This window comes from Fictibacillus sp. 7GRE50 (assembly GCF_015903875.1).
Classification (GTDB): domain Bacteria; phylum Bacillota; class Bacilli; order Bacillales; family Fictibacillaceae; genus Fictibacillus; species Fictibacillus phosphorivorans.
Genome location: NZ_JACZDW010000010.1, coordinates 1 through 18111 on the forward strand (window position 1 = coordinate 1; position 18111 = coordinate 18111).

The 18111-nt window shown below is 40.3% G+C and carries 18 protein-coding genes, 8 tRNA genes and 1 rRNA gene; 25 read left to right on the forward strand and 2 right to left on the reverse strand.

The window, feature by feature from the left end; genetic code table 11:
• The first annotated feature begins 113 nt into the window (after positions 1 to 113).
• From rrf to rocF, 10 genes are all read left to right on the forward strand, one after another.
• Positions 114 to 229 (forward strand): 5S ribosomal RNA (gene rrf, locus IHV12_RS21075).
• A gap of 46 nt (positions 230 to 275) precedes the next feature.
• Positions 276 to 350 (forward strand) — tRNA-Asn (locus tag IHV12_RS21080).
• A 9-nt stretch (positions 351 to 359) separates the two neighbouring features.
• Positions 360 to 435: transfer RNA gene (locus IHV12_RS21085), tRNA-Thr, on the forward strand.
• A gap of 31 nt (positions 436 to 466) precedes the next feature.
• Positions 467 to 541 (forward strand) — tRNA-Glu (locus tag IHV12_RS21090).
• 16 nt (positions 542 to 557) lie between these two features.
• Positions 558 to 633 (forward strand) — tRNA-Val (locus IHV12_RS21095).
• Positions 634 to 646: 13 nt separating this feature from the next.
• A tRNA-Thr gene (locus tag IHV12_RS21100) sits at positions 647 to 722 on the forward strand.
• A 70-nt stretch (positions 723 to 792) separates the two neighbouring features.
• Positions 793 to 877: transfer RNA gene (locus tag IHV12_RS21105), tRNA-Tyr, on the forward strand.
• A 45-nt stretch (positions 878 to 922) separates the two neighbouring features.
• Positions 923 to 996, forward strand: a tRNA-Gly gene (locus IHV12_RS21110).
• 12 nt (positions 997 to 1008) lie between these two features.
• Positions 1009 to 1084 (forward strand) — tRNA-Ala (locus tag IHV12_RS21115).
• Between the two features lie 583 nt (positions 1085 to 1667).
• Positions 1668 to 2567, forward strand: a complete 900-nt coding sequence (rocF, locus tag IHV12_RS21120) for an arginase (RefSeq protein ID WP_197192151.1) — start codon at positions 1668 to 1670, stop codon at positions 2565 to 2567.
• A 32-nt stretch (positions 2568 to 2599) separates the two neighbouring features.
• On the opposite strand, the gene IHV12_RS21125 is transcribed toward rocF, so the two are convergent.
• Positions 2600 to 2770, reverse strand: coding sequence for an aspartyl-phosphate phosphatase Spo0E family protein (locus IHV12_RS21125; RefSeq protein WP_171005666.1), 171 nt, complete (start codon positions 2768 to 2770; stop codon positions 2600 to 2602).
• A gap of 200 nt (positions 2771 to 2970) precedes the next feature.
• Between IHV12_RS21125 and sigW the strand changes: the two genes are divergently transcribed.
• The 13 genes from sigW to IHV12_RS21190 all read left to right on the forward strand — a co-directional run bounded on the left by sigW (position 2971) and on the right by IHV12_RS21190 (position 16246).
• Positions 2971 to 3546 carry an RNA polymerase sigma factor SigW gene (gene sigW / locus IHV12_RS21130; protein WP_197134246.1) on the forward strand — a complete coding sequence of 192 codons (576 nt, stop codon included), beginning with the start codon at positions 2971 to 2973 and terminating at the stop codon, positions 3544 to 3546.
• A gap of 5 nt (positions 3547 to 3551) precedes the next feature.
• Entirely contained in the window at positions 3552 to 4226 is a 675-nt protein-coding gene (locus IHV12_RS21135; RefSeq protein WP_197134250.1) for an anti-sigma factor family protein, read from the forward strand.
• A gap of 202 nt (positions 4227 to 4428) precedes the next feature.
• A complete protein-coding gene (gene cdaA, locus IHV12_RS21140; protein WP_197134253.1) occupies positions 4429 to 5262 on the forward strand; it encodes a diadenylate cyclase CdaA in 834 nt (277 codons plus the stop codon).
• A complete protein-coding gene (locus IHV12_RS21145) occupies positions 5246 to 6565 on the forward strand; it encodes a CdaR family protein (RefSeq protein WP_197192152.1) in 1320 nt (439 codons plus the stop codon). The genes cdaA and IHV12_RS21145 overlap by 17 nt, the downstream gene beginning before the upstream one ends.
• Positions 6566 to 6583: 18 nt before the next feature.
• Positions 6584 to 7924, forward strand: a complete 1341-nt coding sequence (gene glmM, locus IHV12_RS21150) for a phosphoglucosamine mutase (RefSeq protein WP_197192153.1) — start codon at positions 6584 to 6586, stop codon at positions 7922 to 7924.
• A gap of 480 nt (positions 7925 to 8404) precedes the next feature.
• Entirely contained in the window at positions 8405 to 10207 is a 1803-nt protein-coding gene (glmS, locus tag IHV12_RS21155) for a glutamine--fructose-6-phosphate transaminase (isomerizing) (protein WP_191755170.1), read from the forward strand.
• Positions 10208 to 10572: 365 nt separating this feature from the next.
• Entirely contained in the window at positions 10573 to 12282 is a 1710-nt protein-coding gene (locus IHV12_RS21160) for an ABC transporter ATP-binding protein (RefSeq protein WP_197192154.1), read from the forward strand.
• 191 nt (positions 12283 to 12473) lie between these two features.
• Entirely contained in the window at positions 12474 to 12824 is a 351-nt protein-coding gene (locus IHV12_RS21165; protein ID WP_197134269.1) for a MerR family transcriptional regulator, read from the forward strand.
• Positions 12818 to 13279 carry an SRPBCC family protein gene (locus IHV12_RS21170; protein WP_197192155.1) on the forward strand — a complete coding sequence of 154 codons (462 nt, stop codon included), beginning with the start codon at positions 12818 to 12820 and terminating at the stop codon, positions 13277 to 13279. The genes IHV12_RS21165 and IHV12_RS21170 overlap by 7 nt, the downstream gene beginning before the upstream one ends.
• A gap of 92 nt (positions 13280 to 13371) precedes the next feature.
• The gene (locus tag IHV12_RS21175) at positions 13372 to 13794 is read left to right on the forward strand and encodes a pyridoxamine 5'-phosphate oxidase family protein (protein ID WP_153236608.1); all 423 of its coding nucleotides are present in this window, start codon (positions 13372 to 13374) and stop codon (positions 13792 to 13794) included.
• An 89-nt stretch (positions 13795 to 13883) separates the two neighbouring features.
• Complete coding sequence (locus IHV12_RS21180) at positions 13884 to 14378, forward strand: hypothetical protein (protein ID WP_197192156.1); 495 nt, start codon at positions 13884 to 13886, stop codon at positions 14376 to 14378.
• Positions 14379 to 14387: 9 nt separating this feature from the next.
• Entirely contained in the window at positions 14388 to 15242 is an 855-nt protein-coding gene (locus tag IHV12_RS21185; RefSeq protein WP_197192157.1) for an ABC transporter permease subunit, read from the forward strand.
• Entirely contained in the window at positions 15239 to 16246 is a 1008-nt protein-coding gene (locus IHV12_RS21190) for an ABC transporter permease (protein WP_197192158.1), read from the forward strand. Before IHV12_RS21185 ends, IHV12_RS21190 begins: the two co-directional genes overlap by 4 nt.
• A 63-nt stretch (positions 16247 to 16309) precedes the next feature.
• On the opposite strand, the gene IHV12_RS21195 is transcribed toward IHV12_RS21190, so the two are convergent.
• Entirely contained in the window at positions 16310 to 16483 is a 174-nt protein-coding gene (locus IHV12_RS21195; RefSeq protein WP_197134286.1) for a YjcZ family sporulation protein, read from the reverse strand.
• Positions 16484 to 16610: 127 nt separating this feature from the next.
• Here IHV12_RS21195 and IHV12_RS21200 point away from each other — a divergent pair, with 127 nt between their 5' ends.
• Both IHV12_RS21200 and IHV12_RS21205 read left to right on the forward strand, forming a co-directional pair.
• The gene (locus IHV12_RS21200) at positions 16611 to 17099 is read left to right on the forward strand and encodes a DinB family protein (protein WP_197192159.1); all 489 of its coding nucleotides are present in this window, start codon (positions 16611 to 16613) and stop codon (positions 17097 to 17099) included.
• Between the two features lie 132 nt (positions 17100 to 17231).
• Positions 17232 to 18101, forward strand: a complete 870-nt coding sequence (locus tag IHV12_RS21205; protein ID WP_197134293.1) for a metal-dependent hydrolase — start codon at positions 17232 to 17234, stop codon at positions 18099 to 18101.
• Positions 18102 to 18111: the final 10 nt, after the last annotated feature.

Here is an 18111-nt window from a genome sequence, read left to right on the forward strand (position 1 = left end):
AAAAAATGATGAAAATCATTAAAAATTCTCTTGCAAAAAGCTTTAAAATATAATAAAATTTATCTTGTCCCAACAGGATAAATGATTTTGAGAGTGTTACATAAGTAACTAGGTCCAGTGATGATGGCAAAGAGGTCACACCCGTTCCCATACCGAACACGGAAGTTAAGCTCTTTAGCGCCGATGGTAGTTGGGGGTTTCCCCCTGTTAGAGTAGGACGTCGCTGGGCTAAAATCTCAAAATTCCAACTTAGTTGTGGATTTTCATTACATTATTCCACAGTAGCTCAGTGGTAGAGCTATCGGCTGTTAACCGATCGGTCGCAGGTTCGAGTCCTGCCTGTGGAGCCATTTTTACTTGCTTCCATAGCTCAGCAGGTAGAGTGCTTCCATGGTAAGGAAGAGGTCACCGGTTCGAGCCCGGTTGGAAGCTCCATATCATACTTACTTTTAAAACATACAGTTATGGCCCGTTGGTCAAGCGGTTAAGACACCGCCCTTTCACGGCGGTAACACGGGTTCGAATCCCGTACGGGTCACCATTTTTTATAAATATTTGGAGGATTAGCTCAGCTGGGAGAGCACCTGCCTTACAAGCAGGGGGTCGGCGGTTCGAACCCGTCATCCTCCACCATTTTTTTTTGCTTGCCGGTTTAGCTCAATTGGTAGAGCAACTGACTTGTAATCAGTAGGTTGGGGGTTCAAGTCCTCTAGCCGGCACCATGTTTACTTTCTTTGATAGTAGACACAGAGCACAACGAAGTGCTTGAAGAGTAACTCTCTTTTTTTATGTGGAGGGGTAGCGAAGTGGCTAAACGCGGCGGACTGTAAATCCGCTCCCTCCGGGTTCGGCGGTTCGAATCCGTCCCCCTCCACCATCTTATGTTTAACGATACAAAAGTTAGACGATACTAATAGAATATGCGGGTGTAGTTTAGTGGTAAAACAAGAGCCTTCCAAGCTCTGGTCGTGAGTTCGATTCTCATCACCCGCTCCATATTATTTCTTCGGGGCTTTAGCTCAGCTGGGAGAGCGCCTGCCTTGCACGCAGGAGGTCAGCGGTTCGATCCCGCTAAGCTCCACCATATACATAATCATATCACTTCAGGCGATGCCTGAAGTTTTTTTTGTTGTTTAGAAGACTTTAAAATACTTCTCGTTTGATAGAGATATTAACTTTTTAGCTGCTAGTGTATAGTGTGATCAAGTATACATGTGTCAGTTATGGAATAGGGTTAAGGGTATGTGCTTCATATTTATTGTTGAACTATGACGATTCGCCGATATAGGAACAAAACTCGCCGTATTATTTGCGAAATATCTAGAATTATTGCTGATATTTCTAGAATTAGCATCGCGAATACCCCGAGTGGTATTTGTTTAAGCGGTCTGTTTTTCTACTCATGAAACGGGACCTCTAAATATACCCCATTTCAGTACTGATAAGTTAAACAGAGTTAAGAAAAACGGAAAGAAGATGGCTCGAAGCCATCTTCTTTTTTGTCCTTTCTTATCCGAAACCTTATAAATATGTAACTTAAGGTCGAAAGCGCTTTCTTTTTGGTATATCTATGCAATATTTTGTCCAGTTGAACCATGAAATCCCTTACAGCTACAATAGAGATAGATTTTCATGTTTTATGTGTTTTTCATAAGGGAGGAAGAAAAATGTTGAAAGATATTACAGTAATCGGAGTACCGATGGATTTAGGACAAATGCGCCGTGGTGTAGATATGGGACCGAGTGCGATTCGATATGCGGGTGTTGTTGAACGCCTTGAAAACCTGGATTATCGTGTTGAAGATTTTGGTGATATAGATATTGCTCGTCCAGAAAAACAAAGTATTGAAAACGAAGGTAACCTGAAAAATTTACAAGGTGTTATTGATGCGAGTGAAAAGCTGTCACAAACTGTATCAAATGTAATCTCCAACAAGAAGTTTCCACTCGTGCTTGGAGGAGACCATAGTATTGCGATTGGTACGTTAGCTGGAGTTTCTAAGCACTACGAGAATTTAGGTGTTATTTGGTACGATGCGCATGGAGATCTGAATACTGCCGATACTTCACCGAGTGGAAACATTCATGGGATGCCACTTGCGGTAAGCATTGGTATCGGTCATGAGAGACTTACAAACATTAGTGACTATACACCAAAGATCAAACCTGAAAATATTGTAATCATTGGCGCGCGGTCCTTAGATGAAGGTGAACGTGAGCTGATAAAAGAAAGAGGAATCAAAGTATATACGATGCATGAAGTAGACCGTCTAGGGATGGCGAAGGTTATGGAAGAGACGATTGAATACTTAGCTCACACAGATGGTGTACACTTGAGTCTCGATTTAGATGGTCTTGATCCTCATGATGCACCTGGTGTTGGAACGCCTGTACTTGGAGGGATCAGCTACCGAGAGAGCCACTTGGCAATGGAGATGTTAGCTGAAGCGGAAGTTATAACATCTGCGGAATTTGTAGAGGTTAATCCAATTTTAGACGAAAAGAACAAAACAGCGACGGTGGCTGTAGCTTTAATGGGTTCTTTATTTGGAGAAAAGCTACTATAATAGACGAAGACAAAATAAAAACAGTTGCCTCTTTATAGATGCAACTGTTCTTTTTCATTTATGCGTTGGTATTGGTTAAGCAGGTGATCAATCTCTTGTGAGAGTTCAACTACTTCTTGTGCGATTAGTGGAAGATGTTTTGAAAGTTCATTCATTTGCTGTCTGGAGTGTTCGATCTGTTCGATTAATAAATCTCTATGCATACAAACTACCCCTTTCTGCCTCAGCATAATATTTTATATGATTAATATTCCCAGGTCTGATTTATTTAAAACGCATTATTTAGAAAAAAATACCTTTTTATTTCGTCAAATTCTGCAACATGATAAAATAAAATAATATGAAAAGATTTGAAACTTATGAAATGCTGGTACGTAAATAAAATCCGAGTGGTGATAAAATAATGGACGCCTTAATAGCGAATATGGTGACCCAAGTTAAAAAAGGGGACCAAGAAGCGTTTGAAGGCATTGTTGACCTTTTTAAAGATAAAATATACCGGCATTGTTTCCGGATGGTCGGCAATGGACATGAAGCAGAAGATCTAGCACAAGAAACTTTTTTACGAGCTTACCGTAATATAAGTAAGTACAATAGTGAATACAAATTTTCAACCTGGATTTTTCGTATTGCTACAAACCTTTGTATCGACAGGTTAAGGAAAAAGAAACCGGATTATTATCTGGATGCAGAGGTGCCTGGAACAGACGGCGCTACGATGTATAGCCAGCTTTCGAGTGAAGAACCTTTACCTGAAGAAGTGGTTACAGAGAACGAAGAGTGGAATGAACTTCAGTCAGAAATCATGAAGCTTCCTGAAAAATACAGAACCGCAATTCTTTTAAAATACGTTGAGGATCTATCGTTAGAAGAGATCAGCAAGATTATGGACATACCTGTTCCAACAGTGAAAACTCGTATACATCGCGGGCGGGAAGCATTAAAGAAAGTATTTCAAATGGTTGTAAAAACGAGGTGATAATAATGCATTGTGAAGTTTCCGTATATGATGAATTAATGAATAAAGTGCTTGATGGTGATGCAACAAAAGAAGAGGAATTAGACTTTCACAATCATCTTAAAGATTGTGAGAACTGTAGGGAAGAGTTTGAGCTGCTGACTGCGACATTGAAGGATTTGCAGCTGCAATCTCATATGAAGGCACCAGAAGGCTTTACAGAGGCTGTGATGGCTAAATTGCCTAAAGAGAGGCAACAGGTAAAATGGATGCGCTGGATGAAGAGTCATCCTGCTCTAACAGCTGCGGCGATCTTTATGTTTTTTATGGCTGCATCCGTGTTTACGAGTTACAATCAGCAAGATTTAGCAGTTGTAAAAGGTGAAGGAAACCTGCAGATCAAAAAGTCAGAACGCGTAGTAGTCGTTCCTGCTGGAGAAACTATTAAAGGCGATCTAGTTGTAGAGAATGCTGATGTTCGAATAGAAGGCAGAGTAGAAGGTGACGTTACGGTCATAAAAGGTGATCAATATCTTGCATCTGCAGGGGAAGTAACGGGTCACAGTCAGGAAATCGGCCAAGTGGTCGAATGGGTATGGTATAAGTTGAAATCTTTAGTTAGTACAAATGATGAAGCAATGAATGATACTCATATAGAAAGCCGTTCTCATACGGCTTTTTTTCATGTGCAAATCGTATAAATGGCAATCATCATCCAACCATCATGAGTAAAACATGTGAATGTCATGCCAAGTTTTCTTTACATTGAGGTATGCTATAATAAATGGGTTAAAAATTTTTTCTTGGTAGTGTTTGAAGAAATAGCATTTCATTATAGCAATAACCTGTTTAGCACCACTAAATACTTCAACTTGGAAGACAAACTGGGTTGGGAGGGAATTTATGTTACCAATCGCTGATTTTAACATATTTAATTACATTACACAGATCATAGATATTTTATTAGTGACGTATGTGATCTATAAGCTGATCATGCTGATCAGAGGAACAAAAGCTGTTCAATTGTTAAAAGGGATCACCGTAATCATTGTAGTATGGTTCCTGAGTAGTTCGTTCGATCTTAGAACGATGTCATGGCTGATGGATAAAGTGATTACATACGGGCTTCTTGCTATCATTATCATTTTCCAGCCAGAGTTAAGACGGGCGTTAGAACAGCTTGGTCGTGGGAAGTTCTTTTCTCGTACAGGATTACCTGAAGAGGAAGAAACGGAAAAAGCCATTGCCGCGATCTGTAAGTCAACGAACTATATGTCTAAGCGACGTATAGGTGCGATCATGTCGATCGAGCGCGAAACGGGATTGAGTGAGTATGTGGAAACTGGCATTCCGATTAAAGCGCATCTATCATCAGAACTACTGACGAATATCTTTGTACCGAATACTCCATTACATGATGGAGCGGTCATCATTAAACAAAGTCAGATCTACGCGGCAGGTTGTTACTTACCTTTAACGGAAAGTCCGTTTGTTTCAAAAGAGCTTGGGACAAGACATAGAGCCGCACTAGGAATTAGTGAAGTTACAGATGCTGTAACGGTTATTGTTTCTGAGGAAACAGGTACGATCTCACTTACGAAAAATGGAGAGATCTATCGTAACCTGGACGAAGAGTCATTAAGAAATTTGTTAAACGCAGAATTGATTATTGCCAACAAGTCCACTTCCTCAACTCGCTGGAATTGGAGGGGAAAGAAAAATGGACAAACTCCTTAGTAGTTCATGGTTTGTAAAAATTATTGCTTTCCTTCTTGCCCTCATGATGTATACGATCGTAACGATGGAGACACAGGAAGAAGCAGCAAACAATTCGATATTCTCAAAAATGTACACGGAGAGTGAAACGATCGAGAACGTACAGATCAAACCATACTTTGATGATGATCAATATGTTCTTACTGATATGCCATCATCGGTTGATCTTACTTTAACGGGTTCTAGCCGTTTGATTACAAAAGCGACAAAAGTGGATAAAGAATTCGAAGTCTATATTGATCTAACCAATATGAAACCTGGCAACAAGCGGGTAAAAGTTCAAGTTCAAGGTCTCCCTGAAGGGGTAAAGGCTAAGATTAATCCAGACTATGTGGATGTCATCCTGCATAAAAAAGTAACAAAAGAAATGAACGTGAACGTGGACTTGAAGAATAAGAGAAAACTGCCTGAAGGATATACAGCGGGTGAGGTTGAGTTTTCGCCGAGAACGGTCAATGTGACAGGTGCTGAGGGGATGATCGAACAGATCTCATTCATCACAGGATTTGTGGACGTAAGTGATGCAGATGAAGCGATCCAAACCAAAGTTCCTCTGCGTGCGTACAATCAGCAAGGAGATATAATTGATGTTCAGATCAACCCTGGAGTAGCGGAGGTGTCTGTACCGATCAAGAAGCCTAAGAAAACGGTACCGATATCTATCGAAACGAAAGGCGAACTAGAGGAGGGGCTTACCCTTCAATCGATCACATCTGATCCGAGCGAGATCACATTGACAGGTACAACAACTTCTTTAGATAAAATCGATTCATTTAAAGGAATAACGATAGATTTAAGTGACATCAAAAAAGACACGACGCTGACCGTTGATGTTCCCGTACCAGACGGAATTGACGACGTTTCAATAAAAGAAGTGACAGTAGATGTAAACGTTGAAGAAACGGGTAATGAGGCTGAAACCGAAACAGAAGCAGGTACAGAAACAGAAGCAGAACAAGAAACCGATCAAGAGACGACAAAAACGTTCAGTGATGTTCCATTAACGCTGCTTGGAAGGGACGCCGACAAACAAGCAACGATACTAGATCCGGCAGATGGTGTTGTAGATGTAACAGTAAGAGGGAAAAAGAGTGTGCTTAATTCCCTTAAAAAGTCAGATCTGCAGGGAATCGTAGATGTGAGCTCACTTGATCAAGGAACGCATAAAGTGAAGATAGATTGGAAAAATCCAGGGGATGTTGAACTGACAGGTACAGTTCAGGAAGCCAGTGTGGAAATTCAAACAGAAACTAGCAGTCAATAGTTGAAGGAGAGAGCAATAATGGGAAAATATTTTGGTACCGACGGAGTTAGAGGAGTTGCAAATACAGAGCTTACGCCTGAACTAGCATTTAAATTAGGGCGCTTTGGAGGATATGTTCTTACAAAAAATACTGAAAGACCTAAAATCTTAATCGGGCGTGATACGCGTATTTCGGGACAGATGCTAGAGGGTGCTCTTGTAGCGGGACTTCTATCCATCGGTGCGGAAGTAATGCGTTTAGGCGTAATCTCTACTCCGGGAGTTGCTTTCTTAACAAAAGCTTTAGGCGCACAAGCAGGTGTTATGATTTCAGCGTCGCATAACCCAGTAGCAGATAACGGCATTAAATTCTTTGGAGCAGATGGCTTCAAGCTATTAGATGAGCAAGAAGCAGAAATCGAAGCCCTTTTGGATAATGAAACGGATGAACTTCCTCGTCCTGTAGGCGGCGACTTAGGTTCAGTCAGCGATTATTTTGAAGGCGGCCAAAAGTATATGCATTATCTGAAACAAACGGTTCTTGGAGATTTTTCTGGTCTTCATATCGCTTTAGATTGCGCGCACGGAGCTACATCATCACATGCACCACATCTGTTTGCTGATCTTGAAGCAGACATCTCAACGATGGGCACAAGTCCAAACGGCCTAAACATCAATGAAGGTGTAGGAAGTACACATCCTGAAAAGCTTGCTGAACTTGTAAAAGAAAAAGGATGCGACATGGGGCTAGCATTTGACGGTGACGGAGACCGTTTGATCGCGATCGATGAAAAAGGAAACATTATCGATGGAGACCAAATCATGTTCATCTGTGCGAAGCACCTAAAAGAGCAAGGACGTTTGAAGCAAGATACAGTCGTTTCAACAGTAATGAGTAACTTAGGTTTCTATAAAGCTGTAGAAGCAAACGAGATGAAATCAGCACAAACAGCTGTAGGTGACCGTTATGTAATGGAAGAGATGCGTAAGAACGACTTTAATCTGGGTGGAGAACAGTCTGGTCACATCATCTTCTTAGATTACACAACAACAGGAGACGGACTTCTATCTGGCATTCAGCTTGCTGCCATTCTAAAAGCAACCGGAAAGCCATTATCAGAGCTTGCAGGTGAGATGGCAAAATTCCCGCAGCTTCTTATCAATGTGAAGGTTGCAGATAAGTCTAAACTAAACGGAAATGATGCGATTAAAGCCGCGATCGATAAAGTTGAAACTGAGCTTGAAGGAAACGGCAGAGTGCTAGTGCGTCCTTCTGGAACGGAGCCACTCGTACGTGTAATGGTTGAAGCTCCAACAGAAGAACTCTGCCAAGAGCATGCAGATAAAATCGTAGAAGTAGTAAAGGCTGAGCTCGTTTAAATTAAAAAGAAACTGTCCCTCATAAAATAAAAAAGGGCACGAAACATATGCATATGCGGCTCACAGAAAGAGCTGTGTATGCATATTTTTATTATTATGGAACATTATGTTTCAATTTTTTCTCAGTTTGGGAAAGAATAATAATTGACGGTTTTGAAAAACCCGTGTATGATTATTTTTGTTTACTTCAAATAAAAGGAAGGAGTTTACACTTAATCATTCATCCAAAGCGCCTGAACTGCTGACCGGGAAAAGAGCAGTTGACGAGGAAGAGGTTCATCGATATTTCGGCGGATGCCTCTCGGAACATCACTTCCGTAAGCTTTTGTTCAAACCAGGTAAGGTGACTTCCTGTACAAAGACGAAAGCAAGTGAAAAAAATAAAAATAGAGAACATAGGTGGGGTTGTGAGCCCCGCTCACGGCCCCCCTTATGAAAGCCGTCAGCAGAGTGTGATGGCTTTAAGGAGGACGTTTATTTATGTGTGGAATCGTTGGATATATTGGGAATAATGACGCGAAGGAAATTCTTTTACGCGGATTAGAAAAATTAGAATACCGCGGATATGACTCAGCTGGTATCGCTGTACTTAATGAAGACGGAGTTCATGTGTTTAAGGAAAAAGGACGTATTGCAAATCTGCGTGAAAACGTAGATCTTGGGGTAGATGCATCCGTTGGAATCGGACATACACGCTGGGCTACACACGGAGTTCCAAGCCGAGTTAACTCTCATCCACACCAAAGTTCAACAGAGCGTTTTACACTTGTACACAACGGTGTAATCGAGAACTATGAACAGGTGAAGAAACAATACATCTCAGGTGTTGAATTGTTGTCTGAAACAGATACAGAAGTTATCGTTCAGCTAGTAGAATACTTTGTGAATGAAGGCATGGAAGTGGAAGAAGCATTCCGCCGTACATTGTCTGAATTAAAAGGTTCTTATGCGATCGGACTAATCGACAACCAAAACCCTGAAACCATCTATGTTGGTAAGAACAAGAGCCCGTTATTGGTAGGTAAAGGTGAAGGCTTTAACGTTATTGCAAGTGACGCAATGGCAATGCTTTCTCAAACTGATCAATACGTTGAATTAATGGATAAAGAAATCGTAATCGTGACAAGTGACAGCTATACGATCAAGACTCTTGACGGTACAGTTGTTGAGCGCGCACCTTATACAGCGGAACTAGATGCAAGCGACATCGAAAAAGGCACTTATCCTCATTTCATGTTAAAAGAAATCGATGAGCAGCCTTTCGTAATGCGTAACATCATCAATCAATACCAAAATGAAAATGGCGATCTTAAGCTAGATGACGATATCCGTGCTGCGATGAAAGACGCGGACCGTGTATATATCATCGCTTGCGGAACGAGCTACCACGCTGGTCTTGTTGGAAAACAGCTGATCGAAAACATTGCTAACATCCCTGTTGAAGCACACATCGCGAGTGAGTTTGTTTACAACATGCCGCTTTTATCACAAAAGCCGTTGTTCATCTTCATCTCACAATCCGGTGAGACTGCAGACAGCCGTGCCGTGTTAGTTGAAGTGAAGAGACTTGGACACAAAGCATTAACGATCACGAACGTTCCAGGATCTACACTTTCTCGTGAAGCAAACTACACGCTTAACTTGTATGCTGGTCCTGAGATCGCAGTAGCATCAACGAAAGCATACACAGCTCAAATCGCAGTACTGGCAATACTAGCTGTTGACTCTGCTCGTGCAAAAGGCATCGAGTTAGACTTCAATCCGCTACAAGAGCTTGCGATCGTTGCAAACGCGATGGAAGTTCTTTGTGACCAAAAAGAAGAGATGGAGAAGATCGCACGCGAGTTCTTAGCTGTAACTCGTAACGCATTCTTCATCGGGCGTGCTGCTGACTTCTACGTATGTTTAGAAGCTGCACTAAAATTAAAAGAAATCTCTTACATCCAAGCAGAAGGTTTTGCTGGAGGAGAATTGAAGCATGGTACGATCGCATTGATCGAAGACGGAACACCAGTTATCGCTCTTGCAACTCAAGAGCATGTTAACTTAAGCATCCGTGGTAACGTGAAAGAAGTAGCGGCACGTGGAGCTTACACATGCGTGATCTCTATGGATGGTCTGCAAGAAGAAGGCGACCGTGTTGTTCTTCCGAAGATTCACCCATACTTGACGCCGTTAGTATCTGTACTTCCGATGCAGCTGATCTCTTACTACGCAGCGCTTCACCGCGACTGTGATGTAGATAAGCCGCGTAACCTTGCGAAGTCAGTAACAGTAGAATAGATCATTTAATAGCACAAAAACCTCCTGTAGCGATACGGGAGGTTTTTTCATGCTTAAAAAAATCTTTTATAAAAAACTGATTGCTTTGGGATTTCTTTTTACTTCTTATGCAAGTTGATTGGAACGGAAGGTTGCCGACTCCTATGGGACGAGCGGTCAGGTGGAGACTCCTAAGGGCGCAAAGCGGCAGGAGGCTCAACGTTCGCCCCATGGAAAGCGAGCAACCTGGAGCGGAAAGCAACCACTTTCAAAGATCATACAACGGTTCAGTCATTTTAAATTGTAAGAAAACCCTTTATTCTGTATAATTGAGAATGGATTTCAATTAGTTGTATTTCAATTAAAACAGTAAAGGAGGTCTATACGTGTTAACTCGCTTTTTTGCTTATTATAGACCCTATAAGTGGTTGTTCATACTTGATTTTTCATGTGCCATTCTTGTTGGAATTTTGGAATTGGCCTTTCCGTTAGCTGTAAACCAAGTGATCGATAAGCTTCTTCCTGATGGAAACTGGGAGATTATCTCTTTAGCTTGTCTTGGTTTGTTGCTTGTTTACCTTTTAAATACGTTTCTTCATTTTGTTGTCACGTACTGGGGGCACAAGCTTGGGATCAATATTGAAACAGATATGCGTCAGCAGCTGTTCACTCATATGCAGAAACTCTCGTTCGGCTATTATGATAACAATAAGACCGGTCATAGTATTTCTCGTCTTACGAAAGACTTGGAAGAGATCGGAGAAGTTGCTCACCACGGGCCAGAAGATGTGTTTGTGGCGGTTATGACATTGATTGGATCGTTCGGCCTCATGTTAACGATCAATTGGAAGCTCGCTGTTTTGTCTTTTATCGTTATCCCTTTATTGATCATTCTAGCGATTTACTTTAATAAAAAAATGACGATCACGTTTAGAAAGATGTTTCAAGATGTAGCGGAGATCAATGCAAGAGTAGAGGACAGCATCGGTGGAATACGTGTTGTTCAGGCTTTTGCGAACGAAAAATATGAACAGGAAAAGTTTAGAGAAAATAATAAGAAGTACCGTCTTACAAAGCTTCAATCCTATAAGATCATGGCTCAGAACGTTATGTCCAACTATGTTTTAATGAGGTTAGTTACCCTTTTCACCTTATTGTTTGGAACATACTTTGTCATTTCAGGTGAATTAACGTATGGACAGTTTGTTGCTTTTATTTTGTTATCGAACATTTTGATCGGACCGATTCAAAAAATAAACGCTGTGATTGAAAGCTATCCTAAAGGAATTGCCGGTTTTAAGCGGTTCGTTGAAATCATGGATACAGACCCAGATATAGCAGATTCAGAAGACGCTATAGAAGTCGATTTAAAAGGGGCAATCCGTTATCAGGGTGTGACATTTGGTTATGAAGGTCACAGATCAGTTTTGAATAACATCGATCTATCCATTCGCTCTGGTGAGACTGTCGCGTTTGTCGGACCATCTGGCGCAGGGAAGACAACGCTATGCAGTTTGCTGCCTCGTTTTTATGATGTGCAAAATGGATCGATTACAATAGACGGGATCAACATCCAAGAGATGAAGCTACAATCGTTACGAAAGCAAATCGGTATCGTGCAGCAAGATGTTTTTCTCTTTTCAGGTACGATCAAAGAAAATATTGCTTACGGTGACCTAAACGCGACCGATGCTGAAATTATGGATGCGGCGAAGAGAGCTCGATTGGATGATTTTATTAAAGATCAGCCAGAAGGACTCCAGGCAGTGATCGGCGAAAGAGGAGTCAAGCTTTCGGGCGGCCAAAAACAGAGACTAGCCATTGCTCGAATGTTCTTGAAAAATCCGCCGATCTTGATCTTGGACGAAGCCACATCTGCATTAGATACGGAAACAGAGGTTGCGATTCAAAAAGCCTTAGAAGAATTAACAGAAGGAAGAACGACACTCGTTATTGCACATAGACTTGCAACGATAAAAAATGCGGATCGAATCATGGTCGTGACGAATGAGGGAATTGCGGAACAAGGCAATCACCACGATCTGTTAGCATCAAAAGGAATCTATAGCCGATTACATGCAGCGCAATTTGGGTGAGTGGATTACTCCATTCATACGAGTCCCCTTTTCACATAGAGAAGGGGGCTTTTTATATACGATAAGAAAGTACTACTCCTATAAAAGGAATAAAAGAGATGCTTGAGGAAGAATAAAGGAATATATAAAAAAGAATTGACCATGTGGTGCACAACACGGTTTATGATGAAATAGCAGGCGGTGAATGATACATGTATCGAGTAAGTGAGTTTTCAGAAATGACGGGATTGAGCAAAGAGACCCTTAGATATTATGCAGAAGTGAAGTTATTAGAGCCTGTCTATGTCGATCCTAAGAATAAGTATCGATACTACGATAACGGATCTTACTTAATTGCAATGATCCTAGCTCGTTTGAGAACCTTTAACTTCACCATCCAAGAGATGCTTTCTGTTATTGAAGATGAATCCTTCGAGAATCTAGAGCACATATTAAACGAAAAAAAGAGAAATATTCAACAAAAGATAGATGAACTATACGGCACGATAGATGAGATCGATCAATTTTTATTATGGGGAAAGGAAGAGGATGAAAAATGCTAACGTGGAAAGAAGAGAGAACGATACCAGTAAACATTGAAAGAGTTTGGGTGCTTTTTTCTGATGAGAATATTCAAAGGATCATGCCGAACGTTGTAGAGCATACACCAATTGAGAAGAAAGAGGGTGTGGTGGGTTCTACGTACAAGCAGTCCTATAAAGAAGGACGCAGGGTAGAAACGTATATCGTAGAAACGTTGGCATACGAAGATACAGTTAATCGTAAGCATCTGGAAATTGGTTTTAGCTTGGCAAAAGCATTTGAGATTCAAACAGCGTTCACTCTTCTTAAAATGGATGAAAATACGACTCAGTTTGTTTATGAAGGTTCAAATAAAGGCATCAACTTTTTAGGGAAAGTGATGTTAAAAATCGCTGGAGATAAAAACAACAATAAAGTCGTTCATGATTTTATGGAGACCGTTGAAAGAGAAAGCCTAACAAATGCGATAGTGTAAAAACTCTCTGATTCATCTATGTATAACATGATGTTTTATTTTCCATCCTAAAAGGTAGATATAATAGAGCCAAACTTTAAGGAGTGGATGACATGGATAAAGAACAGATGAAAAATAAAGTATTTGAAGTAGTAGACAAAAAACAGACAGGTGTGCTGGCAACGGTAAAGAAGAACAAGCCACATTCTCGCTATATGACCTTCTTCCACGACGAACTCACATTTTACACGCCAACAAGTATCGAGACACATAAAGCGGACGAAATTCAAGATAATCCAAATGTCCACGTACTAGTCGGCTATGATGGAGAAGGATATAACGATCCTTACCTTGAAATCGAAGGAACAGCTACAATTCGAGATGATCAAGGGTTAAAGGAAAAGTTTTGGAACGATCAAATGAAACATTATTTTGAAGGTCCGAATGATCCTAACTATATATTGCTTGAAATCAAACCAAGCTTGATCCGACTTATGAATGACGGTGAACACGAACCACAAACATTAGAATTATAAAAATAAAGGCCTCTCTTTTGAATAAAAGAGGGGCCTTTGTACGTCTAAATTCTTAAAGAAAGACATTTGTAATAAAAAGGGGGATTAGTTTGAAAAAATGGGGGGCTTTATTTATTGCAGGTGTTCTTCTTACGGGGTGCTCTGAAAAAGAAGCTGAAAAGGAATCGAAGTTCACGATTAAAGATGCGATCAAAAAAGATCATGTGGTCATTCAAAATCTTTCCGAAAAGGAAACTGAACTGATGACAGGCGCGACTAAAACCGAGCATCTTGTTCCAATGTTCACCTTTTTAGATGATGTAAAAGCAGACAAAGAAAGCAAGCTGCAGATAACGGTCTTTGCTAAAAAAGGTGAATCGACAACGAGTGAATTGCACTATGTGAATAAAGATAAAACGATTTTCAGGAACAACAACAAGACATTCGGTATGCCAACTGGTGAGATTGAATGTAGCTATATTTTGGATTCCCCTCAAAACTTGATGGTAGATGGATGTACAACAGAAGTTTCTACACTATTAGTCGCCCTATTTAGTCCAAGAGATTTTAATCTAGCAAAAGCGGACTATAAAAGTCAGGAATAGGGGTTTATCATGCCGTATATTTTAAAAGATAGTTTTCTATCAATGGTTCTTTCTGTCGTTGGAATTATTCTATTAGGATCTGTTCCCTATATGTTCAATGGGATGACATTCAACACTAGCGGTTATTTGGATGGAATAACTGAAATGTTTAGAGTCATGCTGAACCCTGAAGAGATCATGTACTTTGCAGAAAGTGGTCCTTATCCGCTCTTTCCAAGCATGTGGGGAATCTATGGATACTCGGTTACCATTCTGTTTGCTGCATTCTTTATAGCGATTATCGTAGCATTATTGTTTGCTCTATTCATATTCATGCTTCCATCGGGCTTAAAGAATAGAATAAGAGTATTTTCTTTTGTTTTTGAATCGATTCCAGATGTATTAATCGCAATCGGTATACAGTTCTTTATCGTATGGTTCTTTAAGAAAACGAACATCTTATTATTTCAGATTGTATCTCTGTACGATCAGAAGACGTATTTTGTTCCAATTTTATGCTTAACCATTTTGCCGATCTTTCTTATTTTGCGGATTCTATTATTAAACATAGAAGAAGAGTACGGAAAGCTTTACGTAGATACGGCAAGAAGTAAAGGAATGGGCCGCTTTCGAATTTTATGGCGCCATGTTCTTCCAAATACGTTGCTAAGTGTATTTCACCAGTCACGAAATATATTATGGTTTATGCTATCCAACCTGCTGATGATCGAATTTCTGTTTAATATTTATGGCATTACATCACTTATCAGGACTAGTGGAAATCCGGCAGTCTTTACGATCTCCATGCTGCTGCTATTTGTTCCGATGTTTCTTTTTTTCACATTGTTACGAGTGATCACGTTTAAGTGGGTTGGTGAAAAATGATAAAAAATATATGGAAAGATCCTTTCTTTATTGTAGGATTCTTGTTTGTGTTTGGCCTTTTGATCGCTAGCTTCTATCATCAAATCGTGCTGGATAATGAAATTTATGAAGAACAGTATATACACGATGAAGAGGGAATGCCCAAAGAAAAGGCGCCTTTTGAACCGTCCAGTCTTTACTGGTTTGGCAGTGACCGGATGGGAGCTGATCTGTTCTCTCAGATTATATCTGGAGCCAAATACACGATTGGTATCGCGCTAGTCGTCAGCTTGCTTAGGGTCGGTCTATCATTCATCGGATCGTTTCTGTTGTGGAGAGCGGGAAGAGTGATGCCGTTTATAAAAGGATTATCTCAATCGTTCTATTACATTCCGTCAGCGTTGTTAATCTTTTTTATTGTAGGACCGATAATACAACTAGAAAACTTCACATTCTGGGAGAAAGCATTTTTTGAGATGCTACTTATCATAGCAATCGCTGTTCCGAACACGTCTATTTTAATAAAAGAAGAGATTAACTTGATCGAAAAAGAAGAGTTTATTACAAGCGCTAAATTAATGGGGGGTTCAAGAGTAAGAATTCTATCAAAACACATACTGCCCCATCTATGGCCAAAGCTGTTATTGATCTATGTACAACAAGTGATTGCTGTCCTCCTTTTGTTAGCTCACCTAGGAATATTAGGCGTATTCTTTGGAGGAACAACGATGAGGGAGTTTACAACGGAATATGAAATACCAGTATCAGACTCCAATGAATGGTCAGGGCTGATAGGAGGGTATTATTATCAGCTTCGTTTAGCACCATGGCTCGTGTTCTTTCCAGTGTTCAGTTTTGCCGCTGTCATATTAGCATTTAATTTTATGGGAGAGGGCATCAAACGGTCAGTGAACAAGCTGCCTATCCCCAAAAAGGTAAAAAGCAAGGGTGAACGAAAGCCAAACATTAGCTTGGTAGTAGAAAAAAAGTCATTTATATTTTTATCACGAAAGAAGACAGGTTGAACCAGCACATGATTCCAAATTAAAAAGGCAAAGAGCATAGACTCTTGCCTTTTTAACGAATTACTATCTCAACGTCGCACCGATGATGATGAGAAGGATAAATAGCACGACAATTAAAGCGAAAACTCCGCTTCCGCCGCCGTAACCACCATAGCCATAACCACATGGAGTGCAGGAACCATATCCGTAACCTGGGTAGCCCCAGTTACGTTGTTGTTTTTGTCTTTTTCCAAACATGCTGTAAGTCCTCCTTCTTTCTTGTGCCTTATGCTTTCATCTTAGTGTATGTCCCAGAAGAAGGAGTGACATGGACAAAATCCTATTAAAGTGAAAAAGTTTAATGAAATGCTAGGAGGACATGTTAATGAGTGAAGTGATTAAGCAGTATAGCAGTTTAGTGAATTGGCTCGAGGAACTTAGAAGAATGCCTGAAGAATATTGGTTAGAGCCTATTCATGAAGTTAAGTGGTCTACAGGTGAAATCATCGCCCATCTAAAAGCGTGGGATATCTTTGTTTGGGATGAAAGACTTTCTTATTTTTTAAAGAAATCGAACACTCCGCCAAAAAAAGGGGATGTAGAAGAAATAAACCGAAATGTTGCCCATGAAGCTAAATCGGGTATCTCTAAGAATGCTTTAATTGATGAAGTGATTGAATGCAGACTCGTTTTAGCTAGGAAACTTCAAGAAGTGCCGAATGCTATATGGGAAGAGAAAATCCAAATGAGTCATTCATGGGTTACATTATGTGAATATATCAAGGGATTGGTTGAACACGACAATCATCACAAACAGCAGATTGAAAAATTCCTTTTGAACAAAGGGATTGAACTATCCAAACAAGAAGTGTAAACAAGTAGGAAATAAAGTCGAATTTCCCCGGAAATTATCTTAGGAAATAATGGTAAACTTTAAAAGAGCTTCTATCAAGACAGAAGTTCTTTTTTTCGTTAACATAAAAGAAAAACGAATTAAAGAGGACCTATGGATACAGTAACTCACACATTGTTTGGTTTAACGTTGTATGGCGCTGCGAATAAAATGAATATGGACAAGTCACACAAGAGGGCTTTGTTGTTTACGACAGTGGTCGGCAGTCAGATCCCTGATATAGATGTGGTCGTAAACCTTACAGAAACGGGCCGCATCATGCAGCAAATGTGGCATAGAGGATTAACACACTCTTTTTTCCTCGTTCCTGTTTGGGGTATTATCATCTATCTTCTTAGCAGGCTTTTATTTAAAGTGAAGGATCGAAGGCTTTTCTACTGGGCGCTTTTGGCCGTGTTTATTCATAATACGAGCGATCTCTTTAACACGTGGGGAACAGGGTATCTAGAGCCTTTTTCAAGCTATCGAGTCACATTTGGTACGATTCCAATCGTTGATTTTGTATATTGGTTCTTGATGCTTGCTGGTTTTATCGTTTCAAGAAAAAAAGAGCCATCCGATCGTTTCAAAGTTTTTCGCGTGGTATGGATTTTGATGGTTGCACATGTTGCGATCCAATCTCTCCAAGGCTATGTGGTCTATAACGAAGCAAAAGAAAAGTATGATGAGGTAGCATTAGCAGCTGGCTTTGTTCCTACTCAGTTTCAAGTGATCGGGAAAAAAGATAGTGAAGTAGAAATTATAAAAGATAGCATTTTTATTGAGCCTGAGATCGAGCATCGATTGGTTTCCAGCGATGAAGCGGATCTAGAGCCGCTGTTTGAAGAGAATCCACGAGCAAAAACACTTTATGATTGGTCTCCATTCGTTGTCGTGGTTGAAGAAGAGGAAAAACTCGGAATCTATGATCCTCGTTTTTATCGTAACGGAGAATCCTTTTTGTATGAGTTTATAGAAAAGTAACCCGCTAAAA

Excerpts from the sequence above, each read along its gene's own strand:
- IHV12_RS21195 (WP_197134286.1), bottom strand. The coding sequence starts at position 16,483 with ATGTTTGGAAAAAGACAAAAACAACAACGTAACTGGGGCTACCCAGGT.
- IHV12_RS21175 (WP_153236608.1), top strand. The coding sequence starts at position 13,372 with ATGGATAAAGAACAGATGAAAAATAAAGTATTTGAAGTAGTAGACAAA.
- IHV12_RS21185 (WP_197192157.1), top strand. The coding sequence starts at position 14,388 with ATGCCGTATATTTTAAAAGATAGTTTTCTATCAATGGTTCTTTCTGTC.
- rocF (WP_197192151.1), top strand. The coding sequence starts at position 1,668 with ATGTTGAAAGATATTACAGTAATCGGAGTACCGATGGATTTAGGACAA.
- IHV12_RS21205 (WP_197134293.1), top strand. The coding sequence starts at position 17,232 with ATGGATACAGTAACTCACACATTGTTTGGTTTAACGTTGTATGGCGCT.
- sigW (WP_197134246.1), top strand. The coding sequence starts at position 2,971 with ATGGACGCCTTAATAGCGAATATGGTGACCCAAGTTAAAAAAGGGGAC.
- IHV12_RS21170 (WP_197192155.1), top strand. The coding sequence starts at position 12,818 with ATGCTAACGTGGAAAGAAGAGAGAACGATACCAGTAAACATTGAAAGA.
- IHV12_RS21125 (WP_171005666.1), bottom strand. The coding sequence starts at position 2,770 with ATGCATAGAGATTTATTAATCGAACAGATCGAACACTCCAGACAGCAA.
- cdaA (WP_197134253.1), top strand. The coding sequence starts at position 4,429 with ATGTTACCAATCGCTGATTTTAACATATTTAATTACATTACACAGATC.
- IHV12_RS21200 (WP_197192159.1), top strand. The coding sequence starts at position 16,611 with ATGAGTGAAGTGATTAAGCAGTATAGCAGTTTAGTGAATTGGCTCGAG.
- IHV12_RS21190 (WP_197192158.1), top strand. The coding sequence starts at position 15,239 with ATGATAAAAAATATATGGAAAGATCCTTTCTTTATTGTAGGATTCTTG.
- IHV12_RS21145 (WP_197192152.1), top strand. The coding sequence starts at position 5,246 with ATGGACAAACTCCTTAGTAGTTCATGGTTTGTAAAAATTATTGCTTTC.
- glmS (WP_191755170.1), top strand. The coding sequence starts at position 8,405 with ATGTGTGGAATCGTTGGATATATTGGGAATAATGACGCGAAGGAAATT.
- glmM (WP_197192153.1), top strand. The coding sequence starts at position 6,584 with ATGGGAAAATATTTTGGTACCGACGGAGTTAGAGGAGTTGCAAATACA.
- IHV12_RS21165 (WP_197134269.1), top strand. The coding sequence starts at position 12,474 with ATGTATCGAGTAAGTGAGTTTTCAGAAATGACGGGATTGAGCAAAGAG.
- IHV12_RS21135 (WP_197134250.1), top strand. The coding sequence starts at position 3,552 with ATGCATTGTGAAGTTTCCGTATATGATGAATTAATGAATAAAGTGCTT.